General features: G+C 68.9%; 19 protein-coding genes and 1 tRNA gene. 12 read left to right on the forward strand and 8 right to left on the reverse strand.

Annotation, left to right across the window (positions count from 1 at the left end; all coding sequences use genetic code 11):
* Positions 1-4: 4 nt before the first annotated feature.
* From O7553_RS17890 to O7553_RS17905, 4 genes are all read right to left on the reverse strand, one after another.
* On the reverse strand, positions 5-1,501 hold the full coding sequence (locus O7553_RS17890; protein WP_281550677.1) for an IS66 family transposase: 1,497 nt from the start codon (positions 1,499-1,501) through the stop codon (positions 5-7).
* Between the two features lie 105 nt (positions 1,502-1,606).
* Entirely contained in the window at positions 1,607-2,395 is a 789-nt protein-coding gene (locus O7553_RS17895) for a hypothetical protein (protein ID WP_281550877.1), read from the reverse strand.
* A 344-nt stretch (positions 2,396-2,739) separates the two neighbouring features.
* On the reverse strand, positions 2,740-3,378 hold the full coding sequence (locus O7553_RS17900) for a transposase family protein (RefSeq protein ID WP_281550878.1): 639 nt from the start codon (positions 3,376-3,378) through the stop codon (positions 2,740-2,742).
* 883 nt (positions 3,379-4,261) lie between these two features.
* Positions 4,262-5,445, reverse strand: a protein-coding gene (locus tag O7553_RS17905; RefSeq protein ID WP_281550879.1) for an IS3 family transposase whose coding sequence is annotated in 2 segments (ribosomal slippage) — positions 4,262-5,178 and positions 5,178-5,445 — 1,185 coding nt in all. Because the reading frame shifts where the segments join, the coding sequence is not laid out codon by codon here.
* 81 nt (positions 5,446-5,526) lie between these two features.
* Here O7553_RS17905 and O7553_RS17910 point away from each other — a divergent pair.
* The 8 genes from O7553_RS17910 (at position 5,527) to O7553_RS17945 (ending at position 13,503) form a co-directional block, all read left to right on the forward strand.
* Positions 5,527-6,441, forward strand: coding sequence for an ABC transporter permease (locus tag O7553_RS17910; protein WP_281550880.1), 915 nt, complete (start codon positions 5,527-5,529; stop codon positions 6,439-6,441).
* 94 nt (positions 6,442-6,535) lie between these two features.
* Positions 6,536-6,778: a hypothetical protein gene (locus tag O7553_RS17915; protein WP_281550881.1), complete on the forward strand. Its 243-nt coding sequence runs from the start codon at positions 6,536-6,538 to the stop codon at positions 6,776-6,778.
* Positions 6,779-6,887: 109 nt separating this feature from the next.
* Positions 6,888-9,086: a cell division protein FtsK gene (locus tag O7553_RS17920; protein ID WP_281550882.1), complete on the forward strand. Its 2,199-nt coding sequence runs from the start codon at positions 6,888-6,890 to the stop codon at positions 9,084-9,086.
* Positions 9,087-9,228: 142 nt separating this feature from the next.
* Positions 9,229-9,483: a hypothetical protein gene (locus O7553_RS17925; RefSeq protein ID WP_348650022.1), complete on the forward strand. Its 255-nt coding sequence runs from the start codon at positions 9,229-9,231 to the stop codon at positions 9,481-9,483.
* Positions 9,480-9,791, forward strand: a complete 312-nt coding sequence (locus O7553_RS17930; RefSeq protein ID WP_281550883.1) for a hypothetical protein — start codon at positions 9,480-9,482, stop codon at positions 9,789-9,791. Before O7553_RS17925 ends, O7553_RS17930 begins: the two co-directional genes overlap by 4 nt.
* Before the next feature lie 31 nt (positions 9,792-9,822).
* The gene (locus O7553_RS17935) at positions 9,823-11,781 is read left to right on the forward strand and encodes a DUF3987 domain-containing protein (protein WP_281550884.1); all 1,959 of its coding nucleotides are present in this window, start codon (positions 9,823-9,825) and stop codon (positions 11,779-11,781) included.
* A gap of 196 nt (positions 11,782-11,977) precedes the next feature.
* The gene (locus tag O7553_RS17940) at positions 11,978-12,181 is read left to right on the forward strand and encodes a helix-turn-helix domain-containing protein (RefSeq protein WP_281550885.1); all 204 of its coding nucleotides are present in this window, start codon (positions 11,978-11,980) and stop codon (positions 12,179-12,181) included.
* 11 nt (positions 12,182-12,192) lie between these two features.
* Positions 12,193-13,503, forward strand: coding sequence for a site-specific integrase (locus O7553_RS17945; protein WP_281550886.1), 1,311 nt, complete (start codon positions 12,193-12,195; stop codon positions 13,501-13,503).
* Between the two features lie 70 nt (positions 13,504-13,573).
* Here the strand turns inward: O7553_RS17945 and O7553_RS17950 are convergent.
* From O7553_RS17950 to O7553_RS17965, 4 genes are all read right to left on the reverse strand, one after another.
* Positions 13,574-13,645 (reverse strand) — tRNA-Val (locus O7553_RS17950).
* Between the two features lie 205 nt (positions 13,646-13,850).
* On the reverse strand, positions 13,851-14,315 hold the full coding sequence (locus O7553_RS17955) for a peroxiredoxin (RefSeq protein ID WP_281550887.1): 465 nt from the start codon (positions 14,313-14,315) through the stop codon (positions 13,851-13,853).
* A gap of 14 nt (positions 14,316-14,329) precedes the next feature.
* Complete coding sequence (locus O7553_RS17960) at positions 14,330-14,767, reverse strand: DUF3052 domain-containing protein (protein ID WP_123602854.1); 438 nt, start codon at positions 14,765-14,767, stop codon at positions 14,330-14,332.
* A 109-nt stretch (positions 14,768-14,876) separates the two neighbouring features.
* Positions 14,877-17,291 (reverse strand): transketolase C-terminal domain-containing protein, encoded by a 2,415-nt coding sequence (locus tag O7553_RS17965; RefSeq protein WP_281550888.1) that lies wholly within the window; start codon positions 17,289-17,291, stop codon positions 14,877-14,879.
* Positions 17,292-17,634: 343 nt separating this feature from the next.
* On the opposite strand from O7553_RS17965, the gene O7553_RS17970 reads away from it, so the two are divergent.
* From O7553_RS17970 to aceE, 4 genes are all read left to right on the forward strand, one after another.
* Positions 17,635-18,546: an ABC transporter ATP-binding protein gene (locus O7553_RS17970; protein ID WP_281550889.1), complete on the forward strand. Its 912-nt coding sequence runs from the start codon at positions 17,635-17,637 to the stop codon at positions 18,544-18,546.
* On the forward strand, positions 18,533-19,330 hold the full coding sequence (locus O7553_RS17975; protein ID WP_281550890.1) for an ABC transporter permease subunit: 798 nt from the start codon (positions 18,533-18,535) through the stop codon (positions 19,328-19,330). The genes O7553_RS17970 and O7553_RS17975 overlap by 14 nt, the downstream gene beginning before the upstream one ends.
* A gap of 83 nt (positions 19,331-19,413) precedes the next feature.
* Positions 19,414-19,818: a YjbQ family protein gene (locus tag O7553_RS17980; RefSeq protein WP_199757666.1), complete on the forward strand. Its 405-nt coding sequence runs from the start codon at positions 19,414-19,416 to the stop codon at positions 19,816-19,818.
* Between the two features lie 146 nt (positions 19,819-19,964).
* Complete coding sequence (gene aceE / locus O7553_RS17985) at positions 19,965-22,727, forward strand: pyruvate dehydrogenase (acetyl-transferring), homodimeric type (protein ID WP_348650057.1); 2,763 nt, start codon at positions 19,965-19,967, stop codon at positions 22,725-22,727.
* Positions 22,728-22,760: the final 33 nt, after the last annotated feature.

Below are 22,760 nucleotides of genomic sequence, written 5' to 3' on the forward strand. Positions count from 1 at the left end.
GGGGTCAGGTGGGTGCGGGTAGGTTCGGCATCCAGGGTCGTCCGAGGATGGCGTCGCGCAGGACGGCCATTTTGTCGAGGCCGTTCTTCGCCGCGCTGGAGACGTAGCCGAGGATCTTGTACCGATCCTTGGTGCGTTGCTCGCTGGTGAGCCGCCCGGAGATCTTCTGCTGGATCTTCGCCGGTCGCAGGTCCCGTTCGGCCTGGTTCGACGTCGGCGGCACCAACAGGTCGTCAACGAAGCGCAGCACGTCGGCACGTCGGTCCCGGAAGACTTCCAACAGCAGGCGGGCTTTACGCTCACCCGGCCGGTTGCCGATGGTGCTGGTGTCGGACAGTCCGACCAGCACGCCGTGGTGCAGCCGGTACAGCAACTCGGCCTTCACTGTGGGGTCGATGCCCGGCCGGTTCTGCTCACGGGCCGTGTTCGTCTCGTGGATCAGCGCGCGCAGCGCGTCGGAGATCTGCTTCGGCCAGACCGCGTCGGGGTACACCTCGGCCGCACCGTCAAGATCACGTAACAGGTGAGCGCAACACAGTTGGTGGACCAGCGTGCCCAACTCGGCCGAGTCGTAGTTCCGGTACCGGTCGTGCACGACCACCGAGCCGGTCAGGTCCTTGACCACGAACGCCGTGAACGTGGCCAGGTCCCGGTCACCGACCTGGTAGTGAGTCCACAACTCGGTACACGCCACGAGCAGGTACTTCTCGGCCTTCTTCCGGCCCGGCCTCGGCTTCTTTGGCCCGACCCGCAGCGGCGTCTCGTCACAGCACACCGCGTACGCCAGGGTGATCAACATGCGGATCCGTTTGTCGACCTCGCTGGTCAGCGCCGCGACCCGGGTCAGCACGCCGTGCACGAACCCCGGCGACGGTGTCGCACCGGTCAGCGACCGAAGCATCTGTACACACCGCTGCACCGGGATGAAATGCACGACCATCAGATAGACCGCCCACGCCTGCAGGTTCGGGCCGTACCCCACCGGACCGGCCCCCGCGCCTTCCGGCCGGGCCGCGGTGTGCAGCTTCCCGCACCCACACCGCACCGCATGCTGGTCGTACTGGGTCAGCGTCGCGGTCATCAACGGAACCTCGACCTGCTGATACCGGTCCACCACACCCAGATCCCGCGCGTCCACCAACTCCGCGCCGCACCCGCAACTACCCTCGGGGAACCGGTCCCGCCGCTGATCAGGAGCATCCGACCAGGCCAGGCTCGACCCCGGCGCACCCCGCTGCCTACCCCGCGTACCCGCCGGGGTGTCCCGCTTCTTCCTCGCCGCAGGTGGCGTACGCCCCGGATCATCATCCTTCGACGGCGGAGACGACGAGTTCGACGAGTTCCGCGACAACAGATGCTCGACCCGCGCCAGCCGCACCGCGAGCGCCTCGTACGCCGCCGTCAACTCCGCGATCTGCGCGTCCTGCTCAGCAATCCGAGCGTCCTGCGTCCGTGCCAGCGAGATCAACTCTTCACGAGACAGATCCTCCGACACCGACACGCCAAGATCAAACCACAACGGACAGAACGGCGTCGAGCCGGTCGAACCCCGTCACTCAACCCGCGCTGACCGTCACTCTTCGCGCACCACCTGAATGTTTACGATCTATCGTGTCAGCCCGAGCGCCGTTGCTAGACGGCTCACGCCAGAGGACTGTGATCCGGAGCGGGCCACGTCGGCAACTAATGCGCGGGCGGATGGCGCGTACAGGATCTCGGCGGGCGCGGCCCGGTGCGCCTCTTTCAGGATGTGTCCGGCCGCGAGCATGTTGCCGGCCTGCAGGTAGGTCCGTGCGATGCCTAGTAGGAATGCGGCCCTGTGCTCGGCGGCCAATCGCTGCCATCCATCCCGTCGTATGACAGCCTCGTGCAGCCTGATTGCGCCAGGGACGTCCCCGAGGTCTGCGGTCGCTAGAACCTGCGCGAGTTCGACGGCCGTAGGGCCAAAGCAGGTCTGTCGATGGTCCGCCCCGTCGCTGAACCGAGTGGCGATCTCGCGTGCTTGCTGGATCAATTCGCTAACGCTGCCCGTGTCACCGCATCGGGAAGCGGCCAGGGCGGCTTGGATAAGCAGCGCACCGTACACCGATAGCCGTTCCGGTGGAGCTTCATCGGATGCGGTGAGCGTGGTGCGGTGTGCGGCCGCGATGCTCGTTGCCATTGCGAGTCGGTACCGGCCCAGTGCTCGTAGGGTCTGAGCTAGCGAGATCGCTGCGGTTGCCGCTGACAGCGGATTGCCGCCGGCCGCTGTGACCGCTCGGTCGGCTGCCAGCAGGGCCAGGTTCGGTTCGTCGACCTTTAGCAGGACCGATGCAGCGATTCGGTACACCTGCACTATGAGGTTTGCATCGCTTGCTTGATGCCTGGCACTTGATGGTCGTGCCAGGTCGAGCAAGTTTGGTAGCGTCCGCAGTAGCTGCGGATAGTTCGCGTGCTGGAACGTCAGCCACGCGTGTGATACCTGCCGCGCGAACTCTCCCGGTCCTAAAGTCCTTTCGACACCCGTCCAGGCATCGAACACGTCGTAGCGGGTTAGGGCTGCGCGGACCCCCTCAATCCTGCCTACCTCGTCGGCAACCGCCGGTAGGCTGTCGGCTCCGAATAGTTCTGCCGGGTTGATGCGTAGTACGTCGGCGATGTGCTGGATGACTGAGAACCTGTCCAGTTTCCGTACGCCTCGCTCTACCTTTTCGACCCAGCTTTTTGACTTGCCGATGCGGTCGGCGAAGACTTGGAGGTCTATTCACAGGCGATCCTGTAGAAGTGCAGCCCGATGACACAGGAGATCGTTTCCGTGAAGGTCGCGAGCGGTCTGCGGTAGTCGGTGTGCAGGATTCTCCAGGTCTTCAGGTTTGCGATGACCTGTTCGACGACCCAGCGGATCTTGTTGACCTGCCTGTTGTATTCCTTCTGCCACTCTGTGAGCTCGCCGCCCTTGGGCTTCTTGTACGGAGTGATCATGCCGTTGCCGACGTAGCCCTTGTCGCCGATCCAGTCTCCGGGATTCAGGCTGACGAGAACACCGGTGTCGTTGATCGCGTACGAGTCGTGGTGGTTGCCGGTGACGGGATCGGAGACCCAGGCGAGCGCGCCGTCGAGGGTACAGGCGACCTGGACGCTCATGCCCGTGGTCTTGTGCTTGCCGGAGTACAGACAGCGGTCCGTGCGCCATGACCAGCAGGGGAACAGAGTGCCGTCGACGATGTACTGGGCGGTCGGGTCGAGCTCGTCGGCGGTCGGCACGAACCCCGCCAGCACGCGGTCGAGGACCGGGGTGATGGCGGTGACCGCCCGTGAGATCGTCGACTGGGAGACGCCGTGCGCCTCGGCGATCTCCGCTTGGACACGGTTACGACGCATGTAGGTCAACGCGACCACGAGGGCACGGTAGAGGCCGAGGACCGGGGGCCACGGTTCCATGCCCAGGTTCCGGCATTCGGCGCGGACCAGCACGCAGAGGTCGCGAATCTGATCGGTCGTGAAGCCGGTGGTATGATACATGCTCGGCGGTCCGCTTTTCTTTGGTTGTTGTGTGGAAACTCCATCCTATGGGAGGGCGGGCCGTCTCATTCATCGGGGGGTCCACTGTGGGTTACTGGACCCTGCTGAATAAGCCTCTTGTTGTGTCATTCGGCGTCGCATTCGCCATTGGGCTACTCGGCGGCCGATCGGTATCTGCGTCTCATCCTGGCCTTGCTTGGTCGTTGTCACGGCAGCGGTTGGCGGTCCGTGTTGCCGCCTCGCTGTTCGGTCTGCTCGTTCCAGTTGGCTGCTTGTGGGTTGGCCGGTGGGCTTTCGGTGTTGGGGTGGTCGCGTTTCTGTGCGGGGTGCACGACGTCGATTGCCAGGTGTGGACGTTGGAACAATTTCCCGAGCACGATGCCCTCCGTGGAATTGACCGGTTTTTGTCGCCCTTGCTTGGGGCCGTGACGTGGTTCGGTGAACCGTCGAAGCTGGTCCCGGTTGACCGGTCCGTCTCGGAACGTTCGGATGCTGCTGGCTTTAGGGGTGGGTCCAGCGGACGAAGCGTTGGTTGAGGTCTTCGGGGTCGGTGATGGCGTTGGGGTTGAGTTTGGTGATGTCTCGGGTGGCGAGGTGGAGCATGACGCCCATGTAGGTGGGTAGTGCTGCTGGGTTGTTGCTGAATTGGTTGATGAGGTCGATTCGGGCTTGTCCGCATGGCCAGGGGTGGGCGCAGGTGCGGCAGAGCCAAAGGGGTGAGGGGCCTCGCGTTTTCCGGACAGTGGTTCGGCCGGTTCTTTCACGCCGCGATTTGAAGGTTCTCGAACTCTGCGTGGACTTCCCGGGGAGGTCGGTAGCCCACCGCTGAATGCAGACGCTGACGATTGTACCAGAATTCGATGTAGGCAGTAACGTCCCGGCGTGCCGCCTCACGAGTGGGATACTTCACACGCGACACGCGTTCGTTCTTCAGCGCACCGAAAAACGATTCCGCCATCGCATTGTCGAAACAAATTCCGGTCCGGCCAGCAGATCGCCGCAACCTCAGATCCCGAAGCGTTCTGCCGTAGTCGTCCGACATGTAGTTGCTGCCCCGGTCCGAATGAAAGATGGCGTTCTTCCTGAGTTCGCGATTCCGGGCGGCGTTACGGATGGCGCGGGATATCAACGACGTCTGGTAGTGGTCGTCCATCGCGTATCCGATGACTTCCTTCGTGCAGCAGTCGATGACGGTCGCCAGATACAGCCACCCCTCGCCGGTCGGGATGTACGTGATGTCGCCGACGAGCTTCTCGCCAGGCGCGTCGGCGGTGAACTCCCGGCCGACGAGGTCAGGCACCGTGCCGGACGACGACTGGGTGAGACCCCACCGCCTCGGGCGGGGCTGGCACGGCACGAGCCCGAGCTCGCGCATCAGCTGGCGGACGAGTTCCGGCCCGGCGGACACGCCCTGGCGCCGCAGTTGCGCGTGGACACGTCGATGCCCGTAGGTGCCGTCGGACGCGGCGAACACCTCCTCGATGGCCGATCGAAGGTGGGCGCGGCGGGTGGCGGTCGCGGAGTCGGGGCGGGTTCGCCATTCGTAGTATCCGGACCTGGACACGCCGAGTTGTTCGCACATGAAGTCGACGGGGTAGGCGTACTTCGCGGTGTCGAGTCGCATCGTCTCGATGAACTCGTACAAGCTCGTTACCGAGGGTCCTTCGCGAAGTACGCCGCGGCTTTTTTCAGGAAGCTGTTCTCCATTTCGAGTTCCCGGTTGCGACGTTCGAGTTCCTTCAGTCGAGCGCGCTCGTCGACGCCGATCGGTGGGCTGTCCTGGGCGCCGCTGTTTTCCCGCCGGTACTGGCGGACCCAGGAACGGAGCGTCTCCGGGTGAACGTCGATCTCCCGGGCAACCTGCGACACTGGCTTGTTCGACTGTAGAACGAGTTGCACTGCTTCTTCACGGAACTCTGGGGTGTATGAGCTTATGCGTGCCATCGCGCTTCTTCCCTCGACTTTCCTTACAGGGTAACCTTATTGGCTCCCTGTCCGGAATCCTCGGGGCACCTCAGTGGCCTGATGACGACTCCCGCGAGCATGTACCCCCGCCCGGTGCGGGAGCTGTTGCCGGCCGCCCGTGCGATCGCCGTCCGCCTGGGCGAGGTTCCGTCGCGGAACCTGCTGATGCGGGAACTGCGGGTGGGTTCGCCGAAGGCGACCGCCCTGCGGGAAGCCCTGAACCAGGAACAGCAGGACCAGGACGGGGGTCAGGTCGAGTCCGCCGGTGGGCACCGGGGGTTGCACCTGGTCCGCGACACCACCACCGAGCGGCCCGCCGAGGCCGACGCACCGGCCCCGGTCGACCCGTCGCCGGTGTCGGCGGATGTGTCGGCGGACCCGGTGCCGACCGCCCCGTCTGACGAGTCGTCGGCCGGGTCCGGGGCGGACCTGCCGTCGCCGGTCGCCGAGGACACCGCACGACCGTTGTCGCCGGTGGGGGTGGACGGACACCCGGACACGAAGATCACTCCCGCTGGCCGTCGGGCGGGTCGGTCGCCGGTGCGGTCGTGGGTGCTGCTGTTGCTGGCCGCTCCCGCGTTCGTGGCGATCTGGTCCGGCTGGGTTGGGTTGGGTGAGCTGACCGGGTTCGGTGTGGTGCACCCGCTACCGGGCATCTGGGACACCTTGGCGGTGAACACGGCGATCACGTTGCCGATCGGCGTCGAAGCGTATGCCGCCTACGCGCTGCGGGCGTGGCTCGCACCCGACGGGGTCCCGCCACGGGCACGCAGGTTCGCGGCCTGGTCGGCGATCGGGTCGCTGGTTCTGGGCGCGGCCGGGCAGGTGGCGTATCACCTGATGGAGTCCGCCGGGATCACCGCCGCCCCGTGGTGGATCACGACCGTTGTCGCCTGTCTGCCGGTGGCTGTGCTCGGTATGGGCGCCGCTCTGGCTCACCTGCTGCACACCGACCGCCAGCAGCGGGAGCCCTGATTCTGCCCGGCGGCACAGCCCTACGGCCTGGAAACCAGTGCTGTGCCGCCGGCCCCTCGACCCTCAGCAAATCGCTTCGGGAAGGACTCTCATCGTGGCATCCACGTCGTCACCGGACGAGTTGCCGTCCACGGAAATCGTGTCGCGTATCCAGCACACCCCGGCCGGCGCGAAGGCGTGGGTGGAGCGTGACGGGCGCGGCCGGCTGTTCGTCCGCTGCCAGGGCTGCACCCTCTACCGGCAGGTCGACGGTATGGCTCCCGCCCTGGCCGCGCTGGTCAACCACCTACCGACCTGCCCCGCCGACGCGACCGGCATCGACCCCGGTCCGGCCTGACCGCCTCGTGTGCCGGTGGCGTGGCCGGACGGCACACCGCCCGCCGGCCGCGCCACCGACCCCTCAACCTCGCACGTTCCCCCTGGTTCTTCTGTTGGAGGCAACCCCCATGCCCACCCCTGACGACGGTTACGACTGGCAGGCAGCGGAAGCCGACCTCACCACCGACGGCAGTGCGGATGTGGTCGACCTGACCGCCCGCCGCCGCAAGACCAACCCGGCCGGGTCGTTCGCGGTCGACATCGACGACGAGAGCGACGACCGCGACGACGACGCCCCGGTCCCGGTCAACCCACCCGCTACCCCGCACGGTGGCCGGTCCCGGCTGGCCGCTGTGGTGGGTGCGGAGCGTCGGCCGATCATCCCCGGCTGGCTGCGCTCCCGGACCGAGTTGGCCAACGCCGTCCGGTGGACGGCAGGGCACTACACGCACGTCAGCATGTATCACCTGTCCCGGTCGCCGAAGTACGCCGCACGGTTGGCGTGGCGGGCACCGTTCGGTGTGGCCCGACTCGTGGGTCACACGGTCCGGTGGGTGACCGACGCCGAGGGTATCCCCGTGCGCCTGGCCGTGGTCCGGCAGGAAAACGCCGAACTGTACTTGAAGCTGTCGCGGCAGCGTGACGTACGGGTCCGATGGCGCGGCCTGGTCCTGACCGCGATCCTGCTGCTCGGCGTGCCGACCGTGCTCACGTTGATGGCGCTTGCTGGGTCGTGGCAGCGGTGGGCGATCCTCGCCGGTGTCGTGGCCCTGTTCGGTGTGGCGGGTACGCCGAAGGACAAGCCGTTGTTGGACGTGGCCGCTGTCAGTCCGCGTGTGCGGAAGCTGTCCGCCGACGTGGTCACCCGCGCGTTCCTCGCGGCCGGGTTGTGCAAGCCGGACGACCTGATCACCTTCCCCGCCCCGATCATGCGCGACGGACCCGGTTGGCGGGCCGTGATCGACCTGCCGTACTGGACGAACGCCGACAAGGCGATCAAGAAGCGGGACCAGTTGGCCGCCGGCCTCGACCTGGATGAGGTGCAGGTGTGGCCGGAGCGGGTACGCGGCACCGCCGGTTCCGCCCGCCGGCTGGCGTTGTGGGTCGCCGATGAGGACCCGTACGCGAAGGGGTCCGGCGCGTGGCCGCTCATCGCGAAGGGTGGTGTGGACATCTTCGCGCCGTTCCCGTTCGGGCAGGACCAGCGGGGACGCCCGGTGCCGCTGCTGCTCATGTTCACGTCCCTGCTGGTCGGTGCGATCCCGCGTATGGGCAAGACGTTCGCCGCACGCCTGCCCGTCCTGGCCGCTGCTCTGGATCCGATCGTTGAGCTGCACATCTACGACGGCAAGGGCGGGCAGGACTGGCGACCGTTCGAACGGATCGCCCACCGCACCGGTTACGGCGTCCGCGACGAGACGGTTCAAGCGCTGGTCGACGACCTACGCGGCCTGGTCGCCGACATGAACCGCCGCTACGACACCATCGCCACCCTGCCCGCCGACCTGTGCCCCGAATCCAAGGTCAGCCGACAGATTGCCGAGAAGCGGTCACTGAAGTTGTGGCCGGTGCTGGTGGCGGTGGACGAGTTTCAGCGCTACTCCGCCCACCCCGTGCACGGCGATGAGATCGTGTCGCTGCTGACCGAGCTGTGCAAGGTCGGCCCGTCGGTCGGCATCATGATTCTGCTCGCCACGCAGAAGCCGGACGGCAAAGCGGTCCCGACTGACCTGCGCGACAACATCGGTACCCGCTTCGCTCTGAAGACGATGACGTGGCAGTCCTCGGAAGCGGTGTTGGGTGCCGGGTCGTACACGGCCGGGTATGACTCGTCGCGGTTCCAGCGTGGTCACAAGGGCGTGGGCATTCTGCTCGGTGCGGACGACTCCGGATCGGTCGACGAGGCCGTGACCGTGCGGACGAACCTCGCCGAGATGGCCGACGTCGAGAAGGTCATCGACCGGGCACGCGGGTTGCGGGAGCGGGCCGGTACGTTGACCGGCCACGCCATCGGCGACGCACCCGAAGCCGTCGCCCGGACGGGAGACACCCTGTTGGACGACATCCTCACCGTCGTCCCCAAGGGTGAGGCGAAGGTGTGGTCAGAGACCGTCGTCGCCCGACTCGCCGAACTCCGCCCCGACGTCTACGGCGGATGGGAGACCGGGAACCTCGCCCCGGCGCTCAAGCCGTACGGGGTCACGGTCGGCCGGCAGGTGTGGGGCACCGATCCGGTCACCGGGGAACGCGCCAACCGTAAGGGCATCCTCCGCGACGACATCACCACCGCCGTAACCAAGCGTGACCAACGCCGTAAGGCGGGATAGCCGCTCACGGGCCGCTAGGTCTATCGGCACCACCCGCTAGACCTAGCGGCACCGCTAGCCCTCGAAACAAACCCCTGCCAGGACGCTAGCCGCCTAGCGCCCCTACCCCCGCACGCCCGAAAACCGCCCGTGGAGGCACCCCGTGGAGTCCCTGACCGCCCTCGCTAGCCTGCTCAGCCCCCTCGCCACCATTGTCACGTTCGGTTACCTGGTCACCTGCGCTATCTGGCCGTTCGGCCCCTGCCGACGCTGCCACGGCACCGGGAAACGCCGCGCCCCGTACGGCAAGGCGTTCCGCCTCTGCTACCGCTGCGACGGCACAGGACGCCGTATCCGCATCGGCCGGCACGTGTGGAACGAGATCCGCCGCGAACACCGCAACGGCACCCACCGATGAACCGCCGCCGGCACCCGCACGGGGAACACACCGACTGGTGCGCCCGTGACCACCGCTGCGGACACGACGGACACCGCTCCCCGTCCATGGTCGTCGACCTGCCCGGCCACGCCCGCGCGGTCCTCACCCGCATCCGCACCGGCGACGGACACGACCAGGCCGAGATACGCGTACGGGTCGCCCTGGCCGACGCCGACCCCGCCGCCCGCCGACAGCTGGCGGTCCTGCTCGCCGACCTGGACGACCTGATCACCCGCGCTGGCCGCGCCCGGTATCCCCGGCCGCGCCACCACCGTCCCGCTGCCTAACCACCGATCGACGACGAAGGAGGAACGCCGTATGAGTCGACAGTCCACCCACGACCACAACGCGGAACGGGCCGTGATCGGCGCGGCGCTGGTCGCCCCGCCGGTCATGGCCGACCTGATCGCCCTGCTCGGCCCGGACGATTTCCACCGACCGGCCCACGGGATCATCTGGCAGGCGTTGACCGCCGTGCACGCCACGGGTCAAGCCACCGACCCCATCACCCTCACGGCCTACCTTGCCGAGTCGGGCGAGTTGGGCAAGGTCGGTGGTGCCCCCTACCTGCACACGCTCATGCAGGGCGTTCCCGCCGCCGCGAACGCGGGACACTACGCGCGGATCGTGGCCGACCATGCCGCCCGCCGCCGGGTCGTCGACCTCGGAGAGCGGCTGACCAGCCTCGCCGCGTCCGGTGCCGATGTCGCCGACGTGGTGGGGACCGGTCGTGCGCTGCTCGACCAGGCCGACACAGGCGGGTGGGCACCGCTGATTCCGCTCGGCGACCGCCGCCACCTGCCCGCGTTCCCCGCCGAGATGCTGCCCGCCTGGGTCGCCGACATGGTCTACGGGGTCGCCGAGTTCACACAGACCCCGGTCGACCTGCCCGGCTGCATCGCCCTGGCCGCACTGTCGACAGCTGCCGGTGGCCGCGCCGAGGTGGAGGTACGCGGGTCGTGGCGGGAACCGGTCAACCTGTTCACCGTCGTCGTGTTGCCGCCGGGTTCCCGCAAGTCGGCGGTGTTCTCGGCGATCACCGGCCCTCTGTTGGCCGCTGAGAAGGCGTTGGTGGAGCGGACCCGACCGGCCATCGTCGAAGCAGAGTTGGCCGCACGGGTGGCCGGGAAGACGGCTGAGCGGACCGCGATCGCCGCCGCGAACGCGGACGCGTCCGGGCGTGACACCCTGCTCGCTGAGGCGACCGCCGCCGCGATGAACGCCGACACCATCACCATCCCCGCCCTACCGCAACTCGTCGCGGACGACGTCACCAGCGAGGAAGCCGCATCCCTGCTCGCCGAACAGGGCGGACGCCTGGCCGTGCTGTCCCCGGAAGGCGGCATCTTCGCCACCATCGCCGGCCGCTACTCCGGAACCCCCAACCTGGAAGTCTTCCTCAAAGGCCACGCCGGGGACATGCTGCGCGTCAACCGCCGGTCCCGTGCCCCGGAACACGTCGAACATCCCGCGCTGACACTCGGTCTGGCCGTGCAACCCGACGTCCTACGCGACATCGCAGACATGCCCGGATTCCGCGGCAAGGGGCTGCTGGCGCGCATCCTGTTCAGCCTGCCGGAGAACACCGTCGGACGACGCCGGATCGGAGCCGACCCCGTACCCGAACCGGTCGCCACCACCTACGCAGCCAACCTCGCCACGCTCGTGATGTCCCTCGCTGAGTGGACCGACCCGGCCGTGTTGCCACTCACCCCCGACGCCAACGCGCGGGTACTCGACATCGAACGGGCCGTGGAACCCCGGCTGGCTCCCGGTGGCGCATGGTCACACCTGATCGACTGGGGCAGCAAGTACACGGGTGCGGTCGTGCGGATCGCTGGACTGATCCACCTCGCCGAACACCTACGCGACGGATGGGGAAAACCCGTCCAGGCCGACACCATCGACCGGGCCGCCCTGCTCGGCGACTACTACGCCGCGCACGCCCTGGCCGCGTTCGACGACATGGGAGCCGACCGGACCAGCCGCCACGCCCGCCACGTCCTCACCTGGATCGAACGCACCACCACGACCGCCTTCACGAAACGGGAGCTGTTCCGCGCGGTCCGCAGCAGCCAACTGCCCACCGTCGCCGACCTCGACCCCGCCCTGTCCCTGCTCGAAACCCACGGCTACATCCGCCGCGTCGACGCACCGCGCACGCGGGCCGGTGGTGGCCGACCGCCGTCGCCGTCCTTCCTGGTCCACCCCGACGTGCACGGGCAACCCGCCGCCACCGTCCACGCCCTGCCGGACGCCGTCCGGCGGACCGCCTGATGCCCCGGACAGAACTGACACAACCCCCCGCTGACCGAGGTTCTGTCAGTTCTGTCAGTTCTGTCCACGGCCACACACTCCCGCCGGACCGGCCAGCAGCCCTGCCGCACCGGCACAGCCGAGACACCACCGCCACCGGCCCGCACCGGGCCGAACCCTCGACACGAACCGCCACCAAGCATCACCGGGGAGAAGCGTGAACAGCGCAGATCGCATGGTCCTCACCATCGAAGAAGCCGCCCAACGACTCGGCGTCGGCCGAACCACCATGTACGCCCTCGTGATGAACGGCGAGATCCGGTCCGTCACCATCGGCCGACTTCGCCGCGTCCCCGTCCGCTGCCTCGACGACTACGTGACCGCCCTGCTCGGCGACCAGCCGACCGACCAGGCCGCCTGAGAGGGGACACCATGGGACGTAAGCCCAACGGCGCATCCAGCATCTACAAGGGCACCGACGGCTACTGGCACGGCCGGGTCACCGTCGGCGTCAAGGACAACGGTCGCCCCGACCGCCGCCACGTCTCCGCGAAGACCGAAGCCGAGGTCACCCGCAAGGTTCGGGCGCTGGAACGGGAACGCGACAACGGCACCGTCCGCAAGACCGGCCAACGCTGGACGGTAGAGAAGTGGCTGACCCACTGGGTGGAGACGATCGCCGCGCCGTCCGTGCGGGAAACGACGATGGTCGGTTACCGAGCCGCTGTGTACAAGCATCTGATCCCTGGCATCGGCGCGCACCGCCTTAACCGCCTGGAGCCGGAGCACCTGGAGAAGCTGTACGCGAAGATGATCCGCACCGGCAGCGCACCGGGCACGGCACACCAGGCGCACCGGACGGTCAAGACCGCGCTGAACGTCGCCCTACGGCGCGGTCACGTCGCGCGCAACGTCGCCCAGCTCGCCAAGGCACCCCGCCTGGATGAGCAGGAAATCGAGCCGTTCACCGTCAAGGAAGCGCAGCGAATCCTGACCGCCGCCGCGAACCGGCGCAACGGGGTCCGCTTCGCCCTGGCCCTGGCGCTCGGACTCCGTAAAGGGGAAGCGCTCGGCTTGAAGTGGCGACGGATCGACCTTGACCGGGGACTGCTTCGTACCCCGCGTCAGCTTCAGCGGCACAAGTGGCAGCACGGATGCGACGACCCGCACGCCTGTGGGCAACTACGACACAAGGTCGACCCGTGCCCGCCGGACTGCCGACGACACAAGCAGCCCTGCCCGCCGCCCTGCCCGGCCGGTTGCACGCGCCACGCCAGCAGTTGCCCGAAACGCCACGGTGGCGGGTTGAAGGAGGTCGACGTCAAGTCGCGTGCCGGACGCCGGGCGGTCGGCATTCCCCGGCCGTTGTTGGATGCGCTCAGGCAGCACAAGGCGATGCAGGAGAAGGAACGTGAGGTGGCCGCGCAGCTCTGGCAGGAAGGCGGCTGGGTATTCGCCCAGCCGAACGGCAGGCCGATCGACCCGCGAGCGGATCACGAATCGTGGAAGGCGCTGCTGAGGGAGGCGAACGTACGGGACGCCCGGTTACACGACGCACGGCACACCGCCGCAACGATCCTGTTGGTCCTCGGCGTACCGACCCGCGCGGTCATGGAGGTGATGGGCTGGTCTCAGATGGCGATGACGACCCGCTATCAACATCTGGCACCGGGCGTGGTGTCCGGCATCGCCGACCAGGTGGCCGGGCTGCTCTGGGAGCCGACTGAGACGACGGACGACTAACTGAGACTGAAACTGAGACGAGACAGGGCACCGGACATCCGGTGCCCTGTCTCGCGTGCTGGTCAGAGTGTGGGCGCGGCAGGTTTCGAACCTGCGACCCCTCGCTTGTAAGGCGAGTGCTCTCCCACTGAGCTACGCGCCCGGGCATCACAAGAATCGCCGGCCCGGCGGCGGCCAGTTTACCCTGCCTTCTCCAGCGCGGCGCGACCGAGTTCCCGGCGGCCGGCGACCCGTACGGCCGGCGAGCGGATCACCCGGCCCGCAGGGCCCGCTGGACGGTAGCGGGCCCCGCAGGGTCGGACGCTGGTCAAACGGCCCGGAGGCTGGTCAGTTGTCCGTGACGCGGGTCAGTCGGCCAGGTCGGCCAGCGCCTTGCGCCACACGGCCTGGTCGCGGGCCTGGCCGGGCCCGTTCATTTCGGCGAAGCGGACCACACCGGTCTTGTCGATCACGAACGTGCCCCGGTTGGCGATCCCGGCGGAGTCGTTGAACACCCCGTACGCCTGGGCGACCGCGCCGTGCGGCCAGAAGTCGGCGAGCAGCGGGAACTGGAAGCCTTCCTGCTCCGCCCAGATCTTGTGGGTGTAGACGGAGTCCACGCTGACGGTGAGCGTCTGCACGTCGTCGTTGACGTAGGCGTCGATGTTGTCCCGCACCTCCTGCAGCTCGCCCTGGCAGGTGCCGGTGAACGCGAGCGGGTAGAAGATCAGCAGGACCGCCTGCCGACCCCGGAAGTCGGTCAGCCGCACCTCCTGGTTGTTCTGGTCCTTGAGGGTGAACTCCGGTGCCGGCGTGCCGACCTCGACGGGCATGTGCGCTCCTTCACTCACTTCTTGGCCTTGGCCCCACGGCGCAGCACCAGCCGGGCGGCACTCCAGTCCTTGCCGGCGTTGACCATGGAAGTCTGTTGCAGTCCGGCGCTGGGCGCGGACTCGCTGATGTCACTCGGCTCGACGTGGCCGTCACGCCCGGCCTTGGGCGTCAGCAGCCACACCACCCCGTTGTCGGCCAGCGGGCCGAGCGAGTCGACGAGCAGCTCGAACAGGTCTCCGTCACCGTCGCGGTACCACAGCAGCACCGCGTCGACGACCTCGTCGGTGTCCTCGTCGACCAACTCGCCGCAGCGGTCGGTCAGGGCGTCGCGGAGATCCTGGTCGACGTCGTCGTCGTAACCCATCTCCATGACCACCATGCCCGGCTCGATGCCGAACCGGTCCGCCAGGCTCCGTACGCCGTCGGCGGCCTGACCAGCGGTCGCGCTCACTGTTACTTGCCTCCTCGTCTTGAGCTGCCGGTATCCGTCGGACACCGATAGCGGGTAGTTCACACAGTTGTGCCGCCCGGCGCAAGTGGCGCACCGAGTTCACCGGAATTTACCGTGCCAGCAGCGCTCGGGCACCCTGGGTGATGGCATCTTCGCCGACCAGCACCTGGTTGGCGGCCGGGCCGAGTGGGACGTAGGTGTCCAATGCCGCTATCCGGGCAGCGGCTCCGACGTATCCGGCTTCGACCAGCGCTGCCAGCACTCCCTCACCGACCCCGCCGGAGCGGCGGGTCTCGTCGACCACCAGCACCCGACCGGTGGCCGTCGCCTCGCGGATGATGTCGGCCACCGGCAGCGGCGCGAGCCAGCGCAGGTCGACGACCCGGCAGCCGGCTCCTTCGGCAGCCAGCCGGGCCGCGACCCGCAACGACATCCGTACGCCGTTGCCGAACGTGATCACCGTCAGGTCCTCGCCGCTGCCGACGGAGTAGCTGCGGGCCCGGCCGACCGGGATGTGCCGGGCGCCCCACTCCCCTGGCGGGGTGTACGGCGCCAGCCACAGTCCGTCGTCCGGCACGTGCAGGTCACTGGTGTCGTAGAGGGCGACGGGCTCCACGAAGACGCACACACTGCCGTCGACCGCCGCGCTGGCCAGGCAGGATCTCAGCAGCCCGGCGGCATCGTCGGCCCTGGCCGGCACGGCCAGCACCAGGCCGGGTACGTCCCGCAGCACCGCCAACGAGTTGTCGTTGTAGAGGTGCCCGCTGAGGCTCTCCTGATAGGCGAGACCGGGCACGCGCAGCACCATCGGGTTACGGTAGCCGCCCCGGGAGAGGAACTGCAGCACGGCGGCCTCGCCGCGCAGCTGGTCCTCGGCGCTGTGCAGGTGGCTCAGATACTGGATCTCCGGCACCGGCAGCTGACCGGCGAGGCCGGCACCGAGTCCGATGCCGAGGACTGTGGTGCCGTCGCCGGTGGTGTCAAAGACGCGATGGTCGCCGAACCGGTCCTGCAGCCCGGCGGTGACGCCGTGCACGCCGCCCTTGGCGGCGACGTCGGCACCGAACACGGCCATCGCCGGGTACGACAGCAGACCGTCGGCGAGCGCCGCGGTGATCGTCTGGGCCAGGGTCATCGGCCCGCGTTCCTCCGGCAGCCGGGTGCCGAGGGTGGTGGCGCGGGTGGTGGCCGCGGCTCCGGCCGCGCGGGCACCGGTGTCGGCGACCACCCGGGCGACCCGGATCGGCCGGCGCGGTGCGAGAGTGGCCACGACCTGTCCGGCGGTGTCGAGCTTGGCCTCCCCGATGACCTCCTCGGCGACCTTGCGCACCTGCCAGCCGACTTCGTCGTACCGGGAAATGATCTCGTCGGGGCTGGCCAGGCCGGCGGCGACCAGCAGCCGCGCGGTGCCTACCAGTGGGTCGCGGGCGACGTCGCGGTCGATCTCCTCGGCCGACCGGTACGCCGATTCGACGTCGGCGCCGCTGTGCCCCATCAGCCGGACGGTGGACAGGTGCAGCACCGCCGGCCGGCGGTGCTCGCGGACCCAGGCGGCAGCCTCGGCAGCGACGTCGTAGGTGGCCGCTAGGTCGCACCCGTCGGCGGCGAAGTACCGCAGCCCTGGTCGGGAGCGCAGCGTCTCGGCGACCCAGCCGTCCGGCGACCGTACGCTGCCGCCCAGTCCGTTGTCCTCGCAGACGAACAGCACCGGCGTGGACAGCCCCGCGTGGTCGGCCCAGCCGGCGGTGTTGAATGCCGACGCAGCAGCGGCGTGGTTGACTGCCGCGTCGCCGAAGCTGCAGACCACGATGGCGTCGTCCGGCCAGGGCAGCCGGGGTTCCAGGTACGGCCGGCCGACTGCGGCGGACCGGGCCAGCCCTGGTTGACGTTGCCGGACGGTCGGCACCATCCGGCGCATCCGGTCGATGCCGAGCGCGGTCCCGACCGCCCGGGGCAGGTGCCCGCCGACGGTGCCGGAGGTGGGCACGATGTTGATCGCGGTGTTGCCGAACACCTTGCCCCGGCCACCGGTGGTCGGGTCGGCGGCGGAGGCAACGGCACCGCGCAGCACGTCCCGAGCGGCGTCGGTGACCGGGTCGGTGCCGGGGTCGCCGGCGTCGGAGTCGGCCACGCCGGAGCGAAGGCCCGGCTCGACGCCGGGCTCGTGGCCGGCGGCGAGGCCGGCCTGGGCGAGCCGGGCGCAGTAGAAGCCACCGGACCGGTAATGCAGTAGCGCCGGGTCGGTCACCCGGACGGCGGCGGCGAGCGCCGCGTTGCCCTCATGGCCGGACGAGCCGAGTGTGTAGAAACCTTCTCCGAAGCTGCGCAGCCAGCGTTTGGCCAGGTCGAGATGGCGGCTGGTGAGTTGGGCGTCGAACAGCGCCAGCGCGGACTGCCCGGTGAGCAGAGTGCCGTCGCGTACCGGTTGTTCGGGGGCCCGTCGGTCCGGTGCGGTGTCCATCGCGGCGACCGCGGTGCGGAACCGTTCGTCGAGGTCCTGCGGGGTGGTCACGTCGGACAGCATTACCGACGCCCGCCAGGCGCGGCCACCGGGCGGCGAGCGGGCCGCCGCTGGGCCGGGTCGGGGCAGACTGCAGCGCCGCTGGTGGCCGGGGAGGTCATGGTCGCGATGCTACGCGGCAGCCCGGGAAACGGCAGCGCAGCCGCGCCGCCAGGCGCGGCCTGGACGGCAGCGCAGCCGCGCCGCCAGCGGGGTCACTTGCGGGCGGCCGATAGCATAAGGTTCAGTACGTTCTGAACGTTCGCAACACACGTTGATCGTCACAGACGTGGATCGCCACAGACGTTGATCGTCGAACGCTTCGAGGTGGAGCGTCGTCAAACTCAAACCGAGGAGGCGAGGTCCGATGGCTGACCCGGCCATCCGTACCGAGCAGTTGATCAAGACGTACGGCCGCAACCGCGGCCTCACCGGCCTTGACCTTCAGGTCGAGACCGCCGAGGTGTACGGGTTCCTCGGCCCCAACGGGGCCGGCAAGTCCACCACCATCCGGCTGCTGCTGGATCTGATCCGGCCGACCAGCGGCACCGTCCGGGTGCTGGGGCTCGACCCGCGCGCCGACGGCATTCCGCTCCGCCGACGGATCGGTTACCTGGCCGGCGACTTCATCGTGGACGGCCGGCAGACCGGCCACGAACTCCTCACCTACCTGGGCAACTTACGCGGCGGTGTGCCGAAGGCGCGGATCACCGAGCTGGCCGACCGGCTCGACCTCGACCTCGGCCGGCGGATCAAAGGGCTGTCCAAGGGCAACCGGCAGAAGGTCGGGGTCGTGCAGGCCTTCATGCACTCCCCCGAGCTGCTCATCCTCGACGAACCGACCAGCGGCCTGGACCCCTTCCTGCAGCAGGAGTTCGTCGCGATGGTCCGCGAGGCGAAGGCCGCCGGGCAGACCGTCTTCATGTCCTCGCACGTGATGAGCGAGGTGCAGCAGACCGCCGACCGGGTCGGCATCATCCGCGACGGCCGGTTGGTCACCGTCGAACGGGTAGAGGAGCTGCGGGAACGGGCGGTACGCCGGATCGAGATCGTCTTCGACGCTGCGGTGCCGGCCGACGAGTTCACGACCGTTCCCGGGCTCAGCGACGTCACCGTGAACGGCGCCCGGCTCAGTTGCCGGCTCGACGGGCGGGCCGATCCGCTGATCAAGGCGGCGAGCCGGCACACCGTCGTCAGCTTCCTGGCCGAGGAGCCCGACCTGGAGGACCTCTTCTTCACCTACTACGAGCGGACGGAGACCGACGGTGTTGCTGCGTAACCCGTTCACCAAGGCGCTGCGCGACAACCGCCGGTCCATGCTGGGCTGGGCGGTGTCGATCGCAGCGGTCGGCACCATGTACGCCGCGCTCTGGCCGACCATGCAGACACCGGAGATGGCGGATGCGCTGGCCGCGTATCCGGAAGGGATGCTGGAGGCACTCAACTTCGACGACGTCACCAGCCCTGCCGGCTATCTCGGCAGCGCCGTCTACGGGCTGCTCATCCCCCTGCTCGTTGCGGTGTTCGGGATCGCCGCCGGGGCCCGGACGATCGCCGGTGACGAGGAGGCCGGCTCGCTGGACCTGCTGCTCGCCCACCCGGTCAGCCGGGCGCGGGCCGCGCTGCAGCGGTTCGCCGCGCTGGTGGTCGGACTGGTCCTCACCGGGGCGCTGCTGTGGCTGGCTCTGGTGGCGATCCGTGGTCCGGCCGAGTTCACCGCCGTCGGGGTCGGTGCGCTGGCCGCGATGACCCTGCATCTGGTGCTGTTCGGCACCGCGTTCGCCGCCCTGGCGTACGGCGTGGGGGCCGCTACCGGCAGCCGGGCGACGGCGCTCGGCGTCGGCGCGGCGGTCGCCGTGCTCGGCTACCTCGCCAACGCCGTCCTGCCCCAGGTCGAGGCGCTGGCGTGGGCCCGCGACATTTCTCCGTTCCACTGGTACCTCGCCGGCGACCCGCTGGTGAACGGGGTGCAGGTCGGCGGCGTACTGCTGCTCGCCGGCTTCGCTGTGGTCTGCGTCGCCGCCGGCACCTGGCGCTTCACCCGCCGCGACATCGCCGTGTGAGGGATCGCCGCGCGGCCGGGCGGGTGGGTGCGGCGCCTGCCGTGCCCACCGGCCGGACCGGCCCGGCTGCCACACTGGCAGGCATGGACTCCGACGTGATCTCCATCCGGACCGGCTCCCGGCCCGTGGTGCGCGACATCACCGCCGAGGCGGGGCGGTTCGTGGCCGGACGCGGCGACGGGCTGCTGCACGTGTTCGTACCGCACGCCACCGCCGGCATCGCGATCATCGAGACCGGTGCCGGCTCCGACGACGATCTGCTCACCGCTCTGGACCAGCTGCTGCCCACCGACGACCGTTGGCAGCACCGGCACGGCTCGCCCGGGCACGGCCGGGACCATGTGCTACCGGCGTTCGTCGCCCCGTACGCGACGTTGCCGGTGCTCGACGGCCGGCTCGCGCTCGGCACCTGGCAGTCGGTCTGCCTGGTCGACCCGAACGGGGACAACGCCGACCGCAAGGTCAGGTTCTCCTTCCTCGCCGGCTGACCCGCGCCGCCCGGAGCCGGTGGGAAGTTACCGTCTGGTACGTGTGTCCCAGATCGCCTCTATGGCGGCCGCGCGTGACGCAACCGGCCTCCAGGGGGCAGGATGGTCAGTAGAGACCTATCCCACACACAACTGAGGGAACGCCTGTGGCCACGGAACGCAAGCGCCCGGTGATCAGCGACGGCCTGCCGAGCCAGCTTCCGGACATCGACCCTGAAGAAACCAGCGAATGGGTCGAGTCACTCGACGGAGTGATCGACGAACGCGGCGCCAAACGCGCCCGCTACGTCATGCTGCGCCTGCTCGAACGGGCTCGGGAGCGTCAGGTCGGGGTGCCGCCACTGACCACCACCGACTACATCAACACGATTCCGCCGGAACGCGAACCCTGGTTCCCCGGCGACGAGATGATCGAGCGGCGGATTCGCGCGTACATCCGGTGGAACGCCGCCGTGCTGGTGCACCGCGCGCAGCGGCCGGAGATCGGCGTCGGCGGCCACATCTCCACGTACGCCAGCGCGGCGTCCCTCTACGAAGTGGGTATGAACCACTTCTTCCGTGGCAAGCAGCATCCCGGCGGCGGGGACCACATCTTCTTCCAGGGGCACGCCTCCCCGGGCATGTACGCCCGCGCCTTCGTCGAGGGCCGGCTGTCGGAGCAGCGCCTCGACGGCTTCCGGCAGGAGCTGTCGCACGCCGGGCTCGGCGGCGGGTTGCCGTCGTACCCGCACCCGCGGCTGATGCCGGACTTCTGGGAGTTTCCCACCGTCTCGATGGGCCTCGGCGCGATCAACGCGATCTACCAGGCGCGGTTCAACCGGTACCTGCAGCACCGGGGCATCAAGGACACCTCTGATCAGCACGTGTGGGCGTTCCTCGGCGACGGTGAGATGGACGAGCCGGAGTCGCTCGGCGCGATCGGGGTGGCCGCCCGCGAGGAGCTGGACAACCTCACCTTCGTCATCAACTGCAACCTGCAGCGGCTGGACGGCCCGGTACGCGGCAACGGCAAGGTCATGCAGGAGCTGGAGGCGTTCTTCCGGGGCGCCGGCTGGAACGTGATCAAAGTCGTCTGGGGTCGGGAGTGGGACCCGCTGCTCGCCGCGGACACCGACGGCGCGCTGGTCAACCTGATGAACACCACGCCGGACGGCGACTACCAGACCTACAAGGCCGAGTCCGGCGCGTACGTGCGGGAGCACTTCTTCGGCCGCGACCCGCGTACCCGCAAGATGGTCGAAGGGCTGTCCGACGACGAGATCTGGAACCTCAAGCGCGGCGGGCACGACTACCGGAAGCTGTACGCGGCGTACAAGGCGGCCACCGAGCACACCGGCCAGCCGACGGTGATCCTGGCCAAGACGATCAAGGGCTGGACGCTCGGGGAGCACTTCGAGGGCCGCAACGCCACCCACCAGATGAAGAAGCTGACCCTGGACGACCTGAAAACCTTCCGGGACCGGCTCTACCTGGACGTGCCGGACGAGCAACTGGAGGCGAACCCCTACCTCCCGCCGTACCTGCGCCCGGCCGACGATTCCCCGGAGATGACCTACCTGCAGGAGCGCCGCAAGGCCCTCGGCGGGTACGTGCCGACCCGGCGGACCGCCGCCCGCCCGCTGGCGGTGCCGGGCAGTGAGCGGTTCGGTGATGTCAAACGCGGCTCCGGCAAGCAGAAGGTCGCCACCACGATGGCCTTCGTCCGACTGCTCAAGGACATCATGAAGGACCGCGAGTTCGGCAAGCGGTGGGTGCCGATCATCCCGGACGAGGCGCGGACCTTCGGCATGGACTCACTGTTCCCGACGCAGAAGATCTACTCACCGCACGGGCAGAAGTACACCGCGGTGGACCGGGAGCTGTTCCTGTCGTACAAGGAGTCCACCGCCGGGCAGATCCTGCACGAGGGGATCAACGAGGCCGGGTCGGTGGCGTCGTTCACCGCCGCCGGCACGTCGTACGCCACCCACGACGAGCCGATGATCCCGCTGTACATCTTCTACTCGATGTTCGGCTTCCAGCGCACCGGCGACGCGTTCTGGGCGGCGGCCGACCAGATGGCCCGCGGCTTCGTCCTCGGGGCCACCGCCGGGCGGACCACGCTCAACGGCGAGGGTCTGCAGCACGAGGACGGGCATTCGCAACTGCTCGCCGCGAGCAACCCGGCGGTGGTCGCCTACGACCCGGCGTTCGCGTTCGAGATCGCGCACATCGTGGAGAACGGCCTGCACCGGATGTACGGCGAGTCACCGGAGAACATCTTCTACTACCTCACGGTGTACAACGAGCCGATCGTGCAGCCGGCGCAGCCGGACGGGCTCGACGTCGAAGGGCTGCTCAAGGGCCTCTACCGGTACGCGGCGGCACCGCAGGTGAGTCGGGCCGACGGCGGCGAGGCACCGCGGGCGACGATCCTCGCCTCCGGCACCGGGATGCAGTGGGCACTCAAGGCGCAGCAGCTGCTCGCCGAGGACTGGGGGGTGGCCGCCGACGTGTGGTCGGTGACCTCCTGGACGGAGCTGCGTCGGGACGCGGTGGCCTGCGAGGAACACAACCTGATCAACCTGGGCGGTGAGGCGCGGGTGCCGTACGTGCGAACGGCGCTGGCCGACGCGCCGCAGTCGGTGGTCGCGGTCAGCGACTGGATGCGGGCGGTGCCGGACCTGATCGCCCGGTGGATTCCGGGCGACTACACCTCGCTGGGCACCGACGGGTTCGGGCTGTCGGACACCCGGCACGCGTTGCGGCGGCACTTCCATGTCGACGCCGAGTCGGTGGCCGTCGCGACGCTGCGGCAGTTGGCGTTGCGCGGCGAGGTGCCGGCCGAGGTGCCGGCGGGGGCCGCCAAGAAGTACGCGATCGACGACGTCAACGCCGCTCCGGTCGGGGAGACCGGCGGCGACTCCTGATCCGCAGCGGCCGCAGTCGGCAGGCCCCGGCGG

It is taken from the genome of Solwaraspora sp. WMMA2059 (genome assembly GCF_027497315.1).
Classification (GTDB): Bacteria; Actinomycetota; Actinomycetes; order Mycobacteriales; family Micromonosporaceae; genus Micromonospora_E.